Source organism: Prevotella denticola (assembly GCF_900454835.1).
In the GTDB taxonomy this organism is placed as follows: Bacteria; Bacteroidota; Bacteroidia; order Bacteroidales; family Bacteroidaceae; genus Prevotella; species Prevotella denticola.
Genome location: NZ_UGTM01000001.1, coordinates 351181 through 367657, shown reverse-complemented (window position 1 = coordinate 367657; position 16477 = coordinate 351181). Strand labels below are relative to the sequence as shown.

Annotated in this window: 10 protein-coding genes; 4 read left to right on the top strand and 6 right to left on the bottom strand. The window is 51.5% G+C overall.

The features are described 5' to 3' along the window. Positions 1-87: 87 nt before the first annotated feature. From DYH27_RS01555 to DYH27_RS01535, 5 genes are all read right to left on the bottom strand, one after another. The gene (locus DYH27_RS01555; protein WP_025068189.1) at positions 88-450 is read right to left on the bottom strand and encodes a protein kinase family protein; all 363 of its coding nucleotides are present in this window, start codon (positions 448-450) and stop codon (positions 88-90) included. Positions 451-522: 72 nt separating this feature from the next. Then, positions 523-2427 carry a molecular chaperone DnaK gene (gene dnaK / locus DYH27_RS01550; RefSeq protein WP_025068190.1) on the bottom strand — a complete coding sequence of 635 codons (1905 nt, stop codon included), beginning with the start codon at positions 2425-2427 and terminating at the stop codon, positions 523-525. A 351-nt stretch (positions 2428-2778) separates the two neighbouring features. Then, positions 2779-5505, bottom strand: a complete 2727-nt coding sequence (locus tag DYH27_RS01545) for a DNA gyrase/topoisomerase IV subunit A (protein WP_025068191.1) — start codon at positions 5503-5505, stop codon at positions 2779-2781. Positions 5506-6115: 610 nt separating this feature from the next. Beyond that, positions 6116-7846 carry a hypothetical protein gene (locus tag DYH27_RS01540; protein ID WP_025068192.1) on the bottom strand — a complete coding sequence of 577 codons (1731 nt, stop codon included), beginning with the start codon at positions 7844-7846 and terminating at the stop codon, positions 6116-6118. A gap of 20 nt (positions 7847-7866) precedes the next feature. Continuing rightward, complete coding sequence (locus tag DYH27_RS01535; RefSeq protein ID WP_025068193.1) at positions 7867-8082, bottom strand: hypothetical protein; 216 nt, start codon at positions 8080-8082, stop codon at positions 7867-7869. A gap of 835 nt (positions 8083-8917) precedes the next feature. On the opposite strand from DYH27_RS01535, the gene DYH27_RS01520 reads away from it, so the two are divergent. From DYH27_RS01520 to DYH27_RS01510, 3 genes are all read left to right on the top strand, one after another. Continuing rightward, on the top strand, positions 8918-10465 hold the full coding sequence (locus tag DYH27_RS01520; protein ID WP_025068404.1) for a glycine--tRNA ligase: 1548 nt from the start codon (positions 8918-8920) through the stop codon (positions 10463-10465). A gap of 84 nt (positions 10466-10549) precedes the next feature. Continuing rightward, entirely contained in the window at positions 10550-11245 is a 696-nt protein-coding gene (locus DYH27_RS01515; RefSeq protein WP_025068405.1) for an FKBP-type peptidyl-prolyl cis-trans isomerase, read from the top strand. A 177-nt stretch (positions 11246-11422) separates the two neighbouring features. Beyond that, positions 11423-12844 carry an MATE family efflux transporter gene (locus tag DYH27_RS01510; protein WP_025068406.1) on the top strand — a complete coding sequence of 474 codons (1422 nt, stop codon included), beginning with the start codon at positions 11423-11425 and terminating at the stop codon, positions 12842-12844. 28 nt (positions 12845-12872) lie between these two features. Here the strand turns inward: DYH27_RS01510 and DYH27_RS01505 are convergent, their stop codons facing one another. Continuing rightward, entirely contained in the window at positions 12873-14576 is a 1704-nt protein-coding gene (locus DYH27_RS01505) for a phosphatase PAP2 family protein (protein WP_244595136.1), read from the bottom strand. A gap of 547 nt (positions 14577-15123) precedes the next feature. Here DYH27_RS01505 and DYH27_RS01500 point away from each other — a divergent pair. Then, positions 15124-16206 carry an OmpA family protein gene (locus tag DYH27_RS01500; RefSeq protein WP_025068408.1) on the top strand — a complete coding sequence of 361 codons (1083 nt, stop codon included), beginning with the start codon at positions 15124-15126 and terminating at the stop codon, positions 16204-16206. Positions 16207-16477 lie beyond the last annotated feature (271 nt).

Below are 16477 nucleotides of genomic sequence, written 5' to 3'. Positions count from 1 at the left end.
ACTATAGGGTTATTATTTATAACTAACAAGTCGCAACAATATCTTTAAGACTGTTGCGACTCATCATTACAATTATCTTAATTTGTTCTATAATTCTATTCGTTCTTCAATATCATCATCTTGAATGTTTAGCACATCTGTCCTCATCCTCTTGTAGAGATGAGGATTTATACTCTGTGGTCGAATTGCTGTAAATATTCGTAACACTTCTTCATGTTGAGATAAGAACGTTCCGAACTCATCTATAATATCCTTTCTATCTGAGCCTGAGTTTAAAATAGCGACCTCACCTATTGGAGACTTTAAAGCGAAGATAGCTTGATTGTAATCTGCTTCTTTTTTGGCATCTATTTGTTTCCATCCTTCAGAAAGCATTTCATCTTTCTTTTCAAGAATCCATTTTGACTTTCCTGCTCCTTTGTTACCAATAACTAAAGTAATAATTCTCATATATCTTAGGTTTTAAAACTAAAAAAGCAGTAAGAAACGTTATCCTACTGCTTTATTTGTATTAGTTAGATATTATTTCACTTCCTCAAAATCTGCATCCTGGATGGTGTCATCCTGCTTTGGCTGCTCCTGCTGACCAGCATCTGCGCCCGGCTGAGGACCGCCCTGTGCACCTGCCTGGCTGTACATCTGTTGTGATGCTGCCTGCATAACGGTGTTGAGGTTGTTGATAGCTGTGTCGATAGCTGCAACGTCACCAGACTTGTGAGCATCACGGAGCTGCTGGAGAGCTGACTCGATGCCTGACTTCTGATCGGCTGGAATCTTGTCACCATTGTCCTTCAAGAAGTTTTCGGTGGTGAAGATCATTGAGTCAGCCTGATTCAGCTTGTCAATCTTCTCACGCTCCTTCTTGTCGTTCTCGGCGTTCTGCTCAGCCTCAGCCTTCATACGGTTGATTTCCTCCTCGCTCAAGCCACTTGAAGCCTCAATGCGGATGCTCTGCTCCTTACCTGTTGCCTTGTCCTTTGCAGACACGTTGAGGATACCGTTGGCATCAATGTCGAATGTTACCTCTATCTGTGGAACACCACGACGAGCTGGAGCAATACCTGTCAGGTTGAACTGACCGATAGACTTGTTCTGTGCTGCCATTGGACGCTCACCCTGTAGAACGTGGATAGTAACCTCTGTCTGGTTATCAGCTGCAGTAGAGAACACCTCACTCTTCTTGCAAGGGATAGTAGAGTTAGCATCGATGAGCTTTGTCATCACACCACCCATTGTCTCAATACCGAGGGTCAATGGAGTTACGTCGAGCAATACGATGTCACCCACACCACTTTCCTTGTTGAGGATAGCACCCTGAATAGCTGCACCAACAGCAACCACCTCATCAGGGTTAACACCCTTTGAAGGCTCCTTGCCAAAGTAGTTCTTTACCAATGTCTGCACAGCAGGGATACGGCTTGAACCACCTACGAGGATAACCTCATCGATATCTGATGTCTGCAACTTAGCATCACGGATAGCGTTCTGGCAAGGAACGAGACAAGCCTGAATGAGGTTGTGTGCCAACTGCTCAAACTGTGAACGAGTCAAAGTCTTTACCAAGTGCTTTGGAACACCACCCTCAGCAGTGATGTATGGCAAGTTAATCTCGGTAGAAGAAGAACTTGACAACTCAATCTTAGCCTTCTCAGCAGCTTCCTTCAAACGCTGCATTGCCATTGGGTCCTTCCTCAAGTCGATACCCTCCTCAGACTTGAAGCCGTCAGCGAGCCAGTCGATGATTACCTGATCGAAGTCGTCACCACCAAGGTGAGTGTCACCATTCGTAGAAAGTACCTCGAACACACCGCCACCGAACTCAAGGATAGAGATATCGAATGTACCACCACCAAGGTCGAATACGGCAATCTTCATATCCTTGTTCGCCTTGTCAACACCGTAAGCAAGCGCTGCGGCAGTAGGCTCATTCACGATACGCTGTACATTCAGACCGGCAATCTGACCGGCCTCCTTGGTAGCCTGACGCTGTGAGTCGGAGAAGTAAGCCGGTACGGTGATGACGGCATCCGTCACCTCCTGACCGAGGTAATCCTCAGCGGTCTTCTTCATCTTCTGCAGAATCATTGCAGAGATTTCCTGCGGAGTATATTTACGGTCGTCAATCTGTACACGTGGATAACCACCCTCATTGACCACCTTGAACGGAACACGCTCTGCTTCCTTCTTACTCTGGTCGTAAGTCTCACCCATGAAACGCTTGATAGAATAAACGGTCTTCTGCGGGTTGGTGATGGCCTGACGCTTGGCAGGGTCGCCCACCTTCCGCTCGCCGCCGTCAACGAAACCTACGACAGAAGGTGTCGTACGCTTTCCCTCGCTGTTAGCGATTACCACTGGCTCGTTGCCTTCAAATACAGCAACACATGAGTTGGTTGTTCCTAAGTCAATTCCAATAATCTTTCCCATAATCGTATATTTTTATTTTATTATTTTCTAATTTCTTTCCTGTTTTTAATGCCCTGCTGCAACCTCGCCGGCCAGCCAAGTTACGCTGTCCTTGCCGTCACAGTATTATTCGGCATCAATCGCCAACAAGGAGACAAATGACGTGCCAACGGAAAGAGACTGACAGAATGGCAGAGCAATGCAGGGTTACGACGGCATCTGTCTGTAAATGTCCCATGACAAGGAAAACGCAAATGTCCCGTGACAAGGGAAATGCCGACATGCTTTCTCGTGCCCGTCAACAAAAGAGGCAGAGACACACGTCCCATGTGTCCCTGCCCCTTTCGTTTCCATATAATATACGTCGGCGGCCTATTCGTCCGTAAAAAGATTCAGCTGTCCGGTGATTTCGTCGATGACCTGCTGCTGTGTCTTCCCGGCATCAGGATCGAGATTCTCTGCTGCCTGCTTAGCTGCTGCCGGTGCGTTTTCCTCTCCGTCCTTCCTGTTTCCATCATCCTTTCCATCCTCTTCCGGGAAGCGGAGAGGTTCCAGTTCCTCAATCTTGTCGACCGTCCACGTGGTCAGCCGCTTGCCCTTCGCCTTGAAGCCCTTGACACCGACAAACTGATCGGCATCGAACTCTTCCGTGCCACGTGCTGCATCGGCACCGCCGTAGGTCATCTGTATGCGTGGGAAAGCAGCATCCGTCAACAGTACCATCCGTGAATCGGGATTGTCGCCGACGAAGTTCTGATGCCGCTTCGAGGCCTCCATGTGGAACCGCTTCAGGTAAGGATAACCCTGGTTGTCGGCATCGAAGATGACCGCCGTCCACGCCTTGTCGGCTACGAACTTCTCTATGCGCAGGATATTGTCCTCGTAATGGTTGGAGGAATCGATGTTGGTGATGTAGAACTCGCCGTTCTTCAGCACGACAAGGATGCTGTCCTGGTCGGAGAACTCGCCGAGGAACAGTCCGTGCTCCTCGTAGTTGAGCCGCTTGACATCCGGGTCGAACCACACTTTCCGTCCGCCGAGCGTGGAGTGTCCGTGGCTCTTCAGCGAGATGCGGTGGATGCTCTCCTTGGTCAGGAGATTACCCTTTGCAGCACGTCCCTTGATGAGGATGCCGGCAAAGTCACGCTCCATGAAGATGTTCTGCTTCTTCCTGTCGGGGTTCGGATCGAGGGTAATCTTGATCAGTTCAGCCTCGCCGTTGGGATTGGCCGTAAAGTAACAGATCCGCGATCCCGGTGTCCCCAAGGTGACATCATACTCCTTGTCGCGGGTGATGGAGGTTACGTTGAACCGTTTGATATAATAAGGTCCGGTCTTTCCGTCCCGGTAGACGACATTATAAATCGTCCGTTTGTCATTCTTCTTGAACACCTGCACGTGCAGGACACCCTTGCCGACGAACACCTTGTCGGCAATGCGGATGACCTTATACTTGCCATCCCGATAGAAGATGATGACATCATCGAGGTCGGAGCAGTTCTGTACGAACTCAGCCTTCTTCAGCCCTGTACCGATGAAACCTGCCTGCCGGTCGATGTACAGCTTCTCGTTGGCATCCACCACCTTGGCCGCCACGATAGTGTCGAAGTTCTTGATTTCCGTGCGACGCAGATGGTCCTTGCCGTACTTCTCCTTCAGATGCGTGAACCACTCGATCGTGACACGCACCATCTCGCCGAGGTCCTTGTCAATCTCGGCTATCTCCGCCTTGATCTTCTGTATCAGTTCGTCCGCCTTGTCCTTGTTGAACTTCAGAATACGCTGCATCCTGATTTCCAGCAGCCGGAGGATGTCGTCCCGTGTCACCTCACGGACAAAAGTCTTCTTGTAAGGCTCGAGCTTGGAGTCGACGAAAGCCACTACCTCGTCGAGACTCCTTGCCGTCTCAAACTTACGTTCTTTATAAATACGGTCTTCGATGAAGATGCGCTCCAGCGAGTTATAGAACAGCTGTTCCTCCAGTTCGTGCTTCCGGATTTCCAGCTCCATCTTCAGCAGTGCCTTGGTATGCTCGACAGAATTGCGCAACACGTCGGAAACCGTGAGGAAACGGGGCTTGTTGTCCTCGATGACGCAGCAGTTGGGCGAGATGTTTATCTCGCAGTCCGTGAAAGCATAGAGTGCGTCGATGGTCTTGTCACTCGATGTGCCCGGCGTGAGATGTAACTGGATCTCCACCTCCGAGGCCGTCATGTCTTCCACCTTGCGTATCTTCAGCTTGCCCTTCTCGACAGCCTTGGTGATGGACTCCTGCAGCGAGCTGGCCGTCTTGGTGAACGGCACCTCACGAATGACGAGCGTCTTGCTGTCGAGCTTCTCCACCCTGGCACGCACTTTCAGCACGCCGCCGCGCTGTCCGTCGTTGTACTTCGACACATCAATGCTGCCGCCTGTAGGGAAGTCCGGATAGAGATGGAACTCCTCGCCGCGCAGACAGCTGACGGCGGCATCGCAGATGTCGTTGAGGTTATGCGGAAGTATCTTTGACGACAGACCGACGGCGATACCCTCCGCTCCCTGTGCCAGCAGCAGCGGGAACTTCACCGGGAGCGTGATCGGCTCTTTGTTCCGTCCGTCGTAGGAAAGCTGCCACTCGGTGGTCTTGGGATTGAAGACCGTCTCCAGGGCAAACTTCGACAGGCGCGCTTCGATGTACCGGGGAGCAGCGGCACGGTCGCCGGTGAGGATGTTTCCCCAGTTCCCCTGCGTGTCGATGAGCAGGTCCTTCTGCCCTAACTGCACCAGGGCATCGCCGATGGAGGCATCGCCGTGCGGATGGAACTGCATGGTATGCCCCACGATGTTCGCCACCTTGTTGTACCGTCCGTCGTCCATCCGCTTCATGGAATGGAGAATACGCCGCTGTACCGGCTTCAGACCGTCCTCGATGTGCGGTACGGCCCGTTCGAGGATTACATAGCTGGCATAGTCCAGAAACCAGTTCTTGTACATCCCGGAGAGATGATGCACGGCCGAGGCGTCAAACCTGTCGGCAGGCTTGTAATCTGAATGGGAGTCCTGCTCCAGGACTTCCTCCTCCGGACCACGTCCGTCCAGGTCTTTTGTTTCGTCATCCATATTGCTTTCCTTCTTGTCTAAGCAGAGGATGCATCCAAGAGAATATCCGAGGACGGACGTTCTCCCTTTTGATACAACCTCGTCCAAAGACTGCAAATGTACGAAAAAAAAAGGAAACAAACAAATTCCACCTTGTCCAAGCGCCGGACGCTCCTCGTCGTATCAAGCCCCACGCCACCGACCTGATCCTGATTCACAAGCCCTGAAACATTGTCGATGACAGCTGCCGGCATACAGGAGATGAACCATGGTCATGCAGGATTACCCATGTCTAAAAAGACCCCGATTCCATATGGGTTTTCTTCCTTGTCCGTGTGACGGGTAGTTATCGGGCATGAGAAACGTTCCGGTTTTTTGTATTCGCACTTTCACCTCAGGGGGAACACCTTTCTGAAGGTCTCACAGTCTGAGACGGTACGATAAGGAAAAGACCATTCCATAACTCGTCGTTGAGTAATGAAATGGTCTTTGCTTTTCCCGGGGAACGCTGCCTGCAGATTGAGGGACTGACAGGCCGTGAAGCCGCATCCTGACACTACCTCATCCGGCAGCATTCACCGGGGGTGAAATCAGATGCCGCAAGGGGAAACCGGCACGGGAACAGGGCCGCTTAGCGGTCGGCCGGCCACATCCGGCTAAATCCAAACTGGCGATTCTTTGGTTTAATGTCAAATTTGTCGAATCTTTTTGAAAGATCCACTTCCCAGACGTATGCCTCGTCCGGAGATCCCGGAGTAGGTGTGCTCGACCAGTAGAGTGCGGCCCCCGGAGTATTGCCCTGCATCCAGCGCTTGGGATTGGAAGGACGGAAATCATCTTCGGTAGGTCCGTACCCTCCTAAAAAGGGCAGGCTGAAGTAGTCGGCCATATTGTTCGGTTTGCCAGTCCCTAACTCTCCGCTGGCGGTGTGGAAAGATCTTAATTCAGGTTTCTTGGTGCTTCTTGTATAGTCTACGCCGTCGGGTGCTTTCTCCTTCAGTTCGGCTACAGTCTTGCCCAGCTCCCGGGCGATTGTGCTCAGCTTCTTCAGCCACACTCTCCCACACCAGACATGGTCCATCAGAACATATACTTCATTATCAAAGTAGGGAGCGCCATACACCCAATACCAGAGCAGCTCGTTGATGTTGGGGCAGTCTTTACAGCTGCGGCTGGCAGCCACGGCAGGGGCTGCTCCGTCGGCACCGGCGTATGACGGGACTTCATTGTACCAGCGGGAGTCGGCGTTGCTCTTCGGGTAATGGTCAGTTGCAAATCCGCCAACGGGCTGTGCAGGGTCGGCGCTGTTCCATTCGTAGCCTTTCCAGTAGGGTTCAGCGGCATCCCACATATAATACGTATCGGCGGGATATTCCTCTACCTGGATTTTCTGGCTTATCACCTTGTTCTTGCCCGCAGTAAAGGTGACGCGCGGATAGGTCTTGGTGACGTAGCCTGTCGAAAAATTGAAATTGGGTCCGAACCTGTATCTCACGGTGAAGTTGGTATACGTGCCTGGGGCAACCACCATGATGGCGTAAGAATGGTCGTCTGCGGAAAAAGCCTCTGAAGGAATATTCAAGAGGTAATTCATCGCCCCTGAGCAGGAAATCTTCTTGTACTTCTCGTCGGTAGGGCGCGAGCTGAGGTCGATGGTGTCACCCTTGATGTCGAACCAGCCGCAGAGAGCCTGGTCGGCTGATATCTCAATGGTATAAACAGCTTCTCCGCCTACCGCATTCCTGAAGGCTTTCTGTGTGGAGAACGGCCGGAAAGTAATGTAAGAAGCTTTGTGTTCGAGCTTGAAGGTGTAAGTTCCGTCGGCCTGTCTGTGGGCTATACCCGTGGCGAAGTCTCCCGTCTGCGAATCTTCAACGTCCATCACCTGAGGACCTATATAGTTCTCTCTATCACTGATGTACACTTGATCCGCATATTCCGCATCGCTGCGATTTCTGCCCAAAAAGCGCACGCGGTATTCGGGCTTGGTAAATTCCCCCTCGAACAAGAACTTGGCTTTCGGAGTGCACACCCCGTCGTCAATTTTCCATCCCTCTCTTGTCAAATCGCGGATATTGTTATATTTATCAGCCCTCCACTCGTCATTCTCCGTGGGGTTGTCCACAAAGATACGATCATCTCTGGACCAATAGAACCTGACACCCGAACCGGTATGTTCGCCTGCGAGACGGGTGACGGGGCTGCCGGTGCTGTCTTCCATGACGAAGGCGGTAAGCCCTGCGGTGTCGGGATTCGGGTTCTGTCTGTCGGTGTCTGCATCGTCTGCGGCGCAGGCCGTGAACAGCACGGCGGCGAAGGCCAGCAGCGATAAAATGCTTACTTTCTTCTTCTTTCTTTTCATTTTCTTGTTGTTTTCGTTCGTTACCAGTCAAGTTTTTTCCCGTAGGAGGACTCTCCGTCGTCCTCTTCGTCTTCCCAGCCGAAAGAGTCGATGCGGCGCGCGTTCAGCGGCTGGCCGTCGTCGGGGGCGTCCTTGTGGTCGCCGGAGAAAGGCGTCAGAAGAAGGTCCTGCTCCATACGGACGCACTCTGCCTTCGGAGAGACATAAGTTTTTTTCCTGTTTTCCTTCTGTTTCATATATTTCTGTTTTATGAGTTGATTGCACTTATTTCCCTCTGCCCGACGGGACAGAAGAACACGGAAAAGCGGACAAAGGGAACTCATGCGAAGCCCTTTGTCTGCCGGGATTGCGGCACGCCATGCGCGCGCGTATGCGAACGTTTCTTAGAGGGAGGTCAGCGACGGTGCGCCTGTGTGTGTGTGTGTGTGTGTGTGTGTGTGTGTGTGTGTGTGTGTGTGTGTGTGTGTGTTAGCAAAATATCCGGGACTGCCAAATATAAAGCGTTAAAAGTTGCAAGGAAACTTCTGTTTCCCCGCAGGTCCTTGCTGCCGCCGTTGATATTTTCCTTTATCGTCATATTCACACAGTCAACTGCAGTCTCCTGACAAGAGACTACCGATTTCGGGGCAAAGTTAGACAAAATCTATTGAAGATGCAAATATTTTACAAAGAAATTCCATAAAAGAGAATTTCTCTATTCCCCATCCCCTACTTCGTATCAAAGCTATACGGTATCATACGCTCCGACAGATGACCGTATTCCCAACCGATTGGGAGGTGTATTCCCAACCGATTGGGAACTGTGCTCCCAGCGGTTGGGACTCCTGTTCCCAACCGATTGGGAATCGTTCTCTTGGGCCAAGGCTGTGGACTTACCTGCTGCAGACTCCTCGCATCGCTCCACCGTCCCTGATGCAAGCCCTGCATCGCCAACTTCACCTCCCATCCGACAAAACCGACATCCAAGGCCTTGAATAATCGCCTTCCGGATAAACTTTCACGACAATCCTGTCCTTATTCGGCTAAAAAAGCGTAACTTTGCGACAAAAACCAAGGTATAAAAAGATAATTATGGCACAAGAGGATGTTTTCAAGAAGATTGTAAGCCACTGCAAGGAATATGGCTTCGTCTTTCCAAGTAGTGATATTTATGACGGTCTGGCAGCTGTTTACGACTACGGTCAGAACGGTGTCGAACTGAAGAACAACATCAAGCAGTACTGGTGGCAGTCGATGGTGTTGCTGCACAGCAACATCGTCGGCATTGACGCATCCATCTTCATGCACCCGACGGTATGGAAGGCGAGCGGCCATGTTGATGCCTTCAACGACCCGCTGATTGACAACCGCGACTCGAAGAAGCGTTACCGTGCCGACAACCTCATCGAAGACCAGATCGGCAAGTACGAGGAGAAGATAGCGAAGGAAGTGGCCAAGGCTGCCAAGAAGTTCGGCGACTCCTTCGACGAAGCCAAGTTCCGTGAGACCAATCCGCGTGTCCTGGAGAACCAGAAGAAGCGCGACGAACTCCACGCCCGCTACACCGAGGCCATGCAGGGTCCCGACCTCGAGGCACTGAAGCAGATCATCCTCGACGAGGGAATCACCGACCCGATCAGCGGAACGAAGAACTGGACCGACGTCCGCCAGTTCAACCTCATGTTCTCTACCGAGGTGGGGGCCTCCGCCGAGGCTACCAACAAGATCTATCTCCGTCCGGAGACGGCGCAGGGCATCTTCGTCAACTTCCTCAACGTACAGAAGACAGGCCGTATGAAGCTGCCGTTCGGCATCTGCCAGATCGGCAAGGCGTTCCGCAACGAGATTGTCGCACGCCAGTTCGTCTTCCGTATGCGTGAGTTCGAGCAGATGGAGATGCAGTTTTTCTGCCAGCCGGGCACGGAGATGAAATGGTTTGAATACTGGAAGAAACACCGTCTGGCATGGCACGAGGCGCTGGGCATGGGCGACGAGAACTACCGTTTCCACGACCATGAGAAGCTGGCACACTACGCCAATGCCGCTACCGATATCGAGTTCCATATGCCCTTCGGCTTCAAGGAGGTGGAGGGCATCCACTCCCGTACCGATTTCGACCTCTCCCAGCACGAGAAGTTCTCGGGCCGCCAGATCAAGTATTTCGACCCGGAGCGCAACGAGAGCTATACGCCGTACGATGTAGAGACCTCTATCGGTGTCGACCGTATGTTCCTCTCCGTCATGTGCCACAGCTATACAGAAGAGCAGCTGGAGAACGGTTCGAGCCGTGTCGTACTGAAGCTGCCGGAGCCGCTGGCACCTGTCAAGTGTGCCGTACTCCCGCTGGTCAACAAGGACGGACTGCCGGAGAAGGCGCAGGAAATCGTGAACAGCCTGAAGTTCCACTTCAACACCCACATGGAAGCCAAGGACTCCATCGGCAAGCGTTACCGCCGGCAGGATGCCATCGGTACGCCGTTCTGCGTGACGGTCGACGGCGACACGCTGAACGACAACACCGTGACGCTGCGCTACCGCGACTCCATGAAACAAGGGCGTGTGTCGGTAGAGAAGCTGCGCGGCATTATCGAGGACCGCGTTTCGATTACCTCTCTGCTGAAGAAGATTGACATCGATTAGATTGAGTGGACGAGTTGACAAGTCGACAGGTCGATTGACCGTCCCGACTTGTCTTCCCAGTCCCTTTTTACAAGAAACAAGGCTATGACAAAGAAAACAAAAGCCCTTCTCCGCCGGACAGCCGGTATCTTCTGTCTCGGCGGCATTCTGCTCGCTGCCGGCAGCTTCACCTCCTGTTCCGAGGACAAGGACACCGTAGAGGAATATTCCGACTGGCAGGCGAAAAACGAGGCCTACTGGAACAGTCTCTATACCGCAACCCAGCAGAAAATAAAGAACGGTGATACGTCCTGGAGGACAATTCTCAACTATACGTTCCAGAATCAGAAGAATGACTCCAAGACACCGTCGACCTACGGTCCGGAGGATTACATCATCGTACATGTAGAGGAGGCAGGGACAGGAACGAAGAGTCCGCTGTATTCCGATTCCGTATCCGTACATTACATGGGGCGCATGATTCCCTCCACGACTTATACATCAGGACTTATTTTTGACAAGTCATGGTCGAGTGAGACCTTCAATGCTGCGACATCACGCCCTGCGCATAAGTATATAGGGCTTTCGTTCGATGAACATGGTAAAGCCCATAGTCCAGTGGATGGCTTTATTACGGCTTTGATGTCAATGCACAAAGGTGACCATTGGACAGTCTATATTCCTTATCAGTTGGGTTATGGTACAAGTGCTTATGGATTAATACCAGCATATTCAACACTTATCTTTGACTTACGGTTAGTCGACTTTGCTCACCCGGGTAAAAAGCTGAAGAATACGTAGTTGAAGTATAGTGTCATAGCCTTTCCGGAAAGGTCCAAATGACCTTTAGTCTTACATATAGGGACACAGCTTCCCGTGTGTTCGTCTTGATAGCGGCAGCGGACAGACAGGAATGTTGTCCCTATTTTGTTTTCAATAATCCAGGTTTTCATTTACCCCAACCATTTAATCATTTCCGTGCGTATCTCCTTTCGAAAATCCATCACCGACAGTCTCCTTGCCAAGATCCGCAACGACGAGACGATGAGCCGCCGTGAGCAGTTCAACCTCATTGTCCAGCTCAGCATTCCGTCTATACTGGCACAGGTGACAACAGTCCTGATGTTCTACATTGATGCGGGAATGGTAGGTTCGCTCGGTGCCAGGCCATCAGCAGCCATCGGGCTTGTTGAACCGGCTACATGGCTTTTCCTCTCGCTGGTGACCGCCGGCACAATGGGATTTTCAGTCCAGGCGGCCCACTTCATCGGTGCCAACGACTTTCCCAAGGCACGGGCGGTCATGCGCCATGGCTACGCTTTCGGAGGCCTCTACTCGCTGTTCCTCCTGCTTGTCACCTTTCTCATCGCCGACCACCTCCCTGCCTGGCTGGGCGGCGGAAGGGACATACAGCATGAGGCCTCGGTCTACTTTCTTGTCTTCTCGCTTATCATCCCCTTCCATCTGCTTGAATACACGTCGGCAGCGATGCTGAAGGCTGCAGGCGATATGCGCCGTCCCAGCATCATGGCGATATTGATGTGCCTGCTGGATATACTCTTCAACTACTTTTTCATTTTCCCCACACGTACTGTTCTCCTCCTCGGGGCAGACATGACAATGCCGGGACTCGGACTCGGTGTGGCGGGTGCAGCCCTCGGGAGTCTGCTGGCTTTCGTCTGTGCAGCTCTTCCGCTGACTTATTACGCCATCTTCCGCAGTCCCATACTGGCATGGAAGCAGGATGTTGAACGTTTCACATGGCATTGGCACTATATAGGAAACGCCGTGAAGATAGGCGCTCCTATGGCCCTGCAGTATCTCCTGATGAACGGGGCACAGCTTGTTTCCACCATGATTGTAGCCCCCCTGGGGAATATCGCCATCGCCGCTCATTCGTTTGCCATTACGGCAGAAAGCCTCTGCTATATGCCGGGCTATGGCATCAGCGAGGCAGCCACGACACTGGTCGGGCAGAGTGTGGGGGCAGGACGGCCAGACCTTCACCGCCGCTTTGCCTGGATGACGGTCTCGCTCGGAATGGCTGTCATGGCATTCATGGGACTCATCATGTATGTCTTTGCTCCGGAAATGATCGGGCTGCTGTCGCCCGTCGTCTCCATCCAGCACCTGGGGACAGCCGTCCTCCGTATCGAAGCTTTCGCCGAGCCGTTCTTCGCCGCAGCCATCGTCGCCTACAGTGTCTGCATAGGAGCCGGCGATACGTTGAAGCCTTCACTGATCAATCTGGGCAGTATGTGGCTCATCCGGCTTACAACGGCATACGCCCTTGCCTCTCGCTACGGCCTCCGTGGCGTATGGTTTGCCATGGCGGTGGAGCTTACTCTCCGCGGACTGATGTTCATCTTCTATCTGTCCCGCCATCTCCAGAAGAAATGATGCCGGTCAGGAAGTGTTTTTCTCTCTTCTAAAAGGTGATGGAAAAGGCTGCCCCCAGCACCGTCTGCGACAGGCCTCTTCTCAGCGATGTCACATTCGGTTTTACATAACGTTCTACTGAAGACACAGGGCTGCCGTTGAATGTCACGTTACGGGCAGCAGCTTCCAGGAAGTGCATGGGATCGTATACAATGGTATAATTGCGATGCGAATAATCGTAGTCAAGGAAAATCCTCCATGCCGTCAACGATTTATAGGAAAAGTTGACGGACAGTCCTGTACCTATTGTGAAAGCCTTGTTTCCCATGACCGTCAGGTAGTCCCATGAACAGTCATAAACATCGCCGTTGTCTTTCCGTTCACCCAGCACTTCGCAGGTAATCCGCCTCTTCCCCTTATACACCTCATAAGAGAAGTCCAGATCGCGCCGGTGTCCGCGCACACGTGCGTCAATATCCACGTCCCGCATATAGCTTCTGCCAAAGAGCAGCTTGGTCCCAAGGGATATACGGGAGGTCAGGGGGAGATTAAAGTAAAGTCCCCCGCTGAGAGAAAACTCTGCCAGATGGTCGGACTGCACCGTAAGTTCATAGTCATCCATGAATCCATCCAGATCGGGAAAAGTCTTTGAGAAGTCATACAGGCTCTGTTTCGTAAAGTCATCCAGATTCTTCACGGCCCTTGACACAACACGGGCTCTTCCGCCGATTCCTAAATAACGATTGAAGAAATAAGCCCCCTCACTGCTTACAGAAAGAGCATGTGAGAGCTTCAGCCCACGTGCATTTTCTTCTTCATAGTCGTCTTGCAGCACCTCATTCCCCAGCAGAATGTCCAGCCGCTGTCCACCCAGCCCCACTCCGGTCTGTATGCTGAAGAACGAAGGCCGGCTGCCGAAGACAGAGCCTGCTGTCCGGTCGGGGCGGCGCAGCCCCTGCTGTCTGAAAAGCAGGTCGGCAAGGGTATAGCCCAGTTCGGTCGACAGAATACCGATTCCGGCACCGGCGAAGGTATCGCTCACCCAATGACGGTTGTTCAGGACACGCATACAGCCGGTAGCCGTAGCCATCATATATCCCCCGATGCTGTACCACGGGCTTCGTGTGAGACCATACTCCTTGTGCAGGATGGTAGCTGCCGCAAATGCCGTAGCCGTATGCCCGGACGGGAAGGAGTTGCGGGTAGAACCGTCAGGACGTTGCTCACGGGCAGCGTACTTGATACTGTTCACAAGCAGAGCCATGACAGCATAGGATGCTGCCGCACTTACAGCATAACGTCCCCACGAGCTGCGTCCCTCCACACCGGCTGCCTTCAAGCCGGTTGTCAGCAGCAGCGGAGAATACTGCAGATAATTGTCTACAGGACTGTGGAAATTATATTGGAACTTCTGTCTCAGGCTTCTGATATTCGTCCGCTGTCCTCTCAATGCGGCTCCGGCTATGATCCAGGGAAGTCCGGAAAGCGTGAAGTCGGTGCTCATGCCAGATGGCTGGCTGTTCTTCCCACCACCTTCCGGCACACGAGAAGTCTCTGCTTTCTCCCCTATATATAATAAGGTGGAAGAATCGGGGCGTATACTGTCTCTTGCAGATGGGATATGACCAGACTTATCCCATGATGGGTGAAATAAAACGGAGTCGGTTCGTACCGGTCTGTGACCTGTATCGGCAAGACACAAGACCGGAGACAGAAGGAATCCTGCCAGGCAGTGTATAAACTTTATAGTCATGTATGTTGAAACCAAGTCTGTATGCCTGCAAAAGTACGAATTTTCCTACGATATTGATGAGAAGCACATTCTAAAAAACGCTATGGGGTGTCGTCCCTTGCCGAAATGTCCCGTTTCTTTGTCGCACTCTTTGTATTTTACTGCATATAAAAGTTCTTTCACACGATACGAGGCTATGCCGTTTCATGAAGACAGCAGGAGGGAACAGAAAGAAGGCCAAGTGGATTCATCAGGCTGTGGCATCGGAATGATGCTGAACGGTTGAATGACCAGACAGGCATCAACAGTCAGCATAAGTGAATATACAAACCGTACGCATCCGTATTCGCTCAGCAGCTACACGACTTGAAATGCAGAGTCCTCAAAATCAACTCTCCAACCCCGTTTTTATCGCTCATTATGGTAGAAAAAGGGTATAATCCAGCTTAAATTACCGGGAATTGCGTTTTTTTCTATAAAATAATGTAGACTATTCAAAAAAAACACTATCTTTGCATACCGAATTCAATTGTGTCGCTAAAATTAACAGAATTAATATTAAGCATTTATGAAAAAGTTTTTGATTGCACTTTCGATGCTCGCTATGGGTATCACAAGTACACAGGCTCAGGTTGCCTACGAAAAGGCTAAGCCGTTCGACAACGTTTATCTCGGTGCTGAGGCTGGCATTGCGGGACCTCTCAACTTCAAACACTTTGCACCGCTTAACACAGCATTAGGTTTGAAAGTGGGCAAACTGTTCAGTCCGGTTTATGGTGTAAACTTCGAAGGTCTTGCTTTCCTCGGTGACAACCGTTGGCAGACAGGTTCTTTAGGTTTCTCCAACAGCCACACTGTCGTTCGTGCCATCAACCTCGGTCTAAACGGTACGATCAACTTCACCAACCTCTTTGGCGAATACACACCTGATCGTAGATTTGAGGTAGGCGCTGAGTTTGGTATCGGTTACTGGATCACTTACGGTGACAAGCACATTATCCAGACCGACAACCTCGGTGACGACACAGAACTCACAGCCAAGACTGGCTTCACATTTGCCTACAACCTCGGCAAGGACAGAGCATGGCAGTTCTATGCTGAACCGGCAATCATCTGGAACCTTACACACGGTCCTGGCGATGCCATCCAGTTCGGCAAGCAGGCAGCACAGCTCGGTCTCTTCGTAGGTGTCAACTACAAGTTCAAGACCTCTAACGGAACACACAACTTCAAGATCTGGAACGTCGGTGATCTGAACGACGAGATCAACTCCCTCCGCAACCAGCTTAACGCTAAGCCCAAGGAGGTTGTCAAGGAAGTCATCAAGGAAGTCATCAAGGAAGTTCCTACAACCAAGACACAGACTATCAGTGTTGAAAATTTGGTATTCGTTACCTTCCAGCAGGCTAAGTATCTTCTCACAGCTCCGAACAAGAAGGCGCTCGATTCCATCAAGGCCGGCCGCCACGTACAGATTGTCGGTACAGCTTCTCCAGAGGGATCTAAAGAATTCAACGACCGTCTGTCTCAGAACCGTGCAAATGTGGTTGCAGAGTACCTCAAGGGTCGTGGTGTCATCGTTGACGAGGCTACAGGTCAGGGTGTCCAGGGTGTAACATCTAACCGTCTGGCTGTTGTTTACGTAAAATAATATAGACCAACACCTCTCTTCTGACTGGACTTCATAAAACCGGCCAGAAAGGAACAGCATAAGTGGGGATGAATCTTCAAAGATTCATCCCCACTTTCTTTTCAGGCAAGGAAGAAACACAGGAACCTCATCTGCTATATTCTTCAGACAGATAAACCGCAGGCCTGGATATGGAAAGCCTCTTCCGTGGAAGAACACTATTAAAGAAAAGCAGCCTCCTCCCCACCTCTCGACAATTCCTTCAGTTTACATTACAAGTTCTGTTTATCTT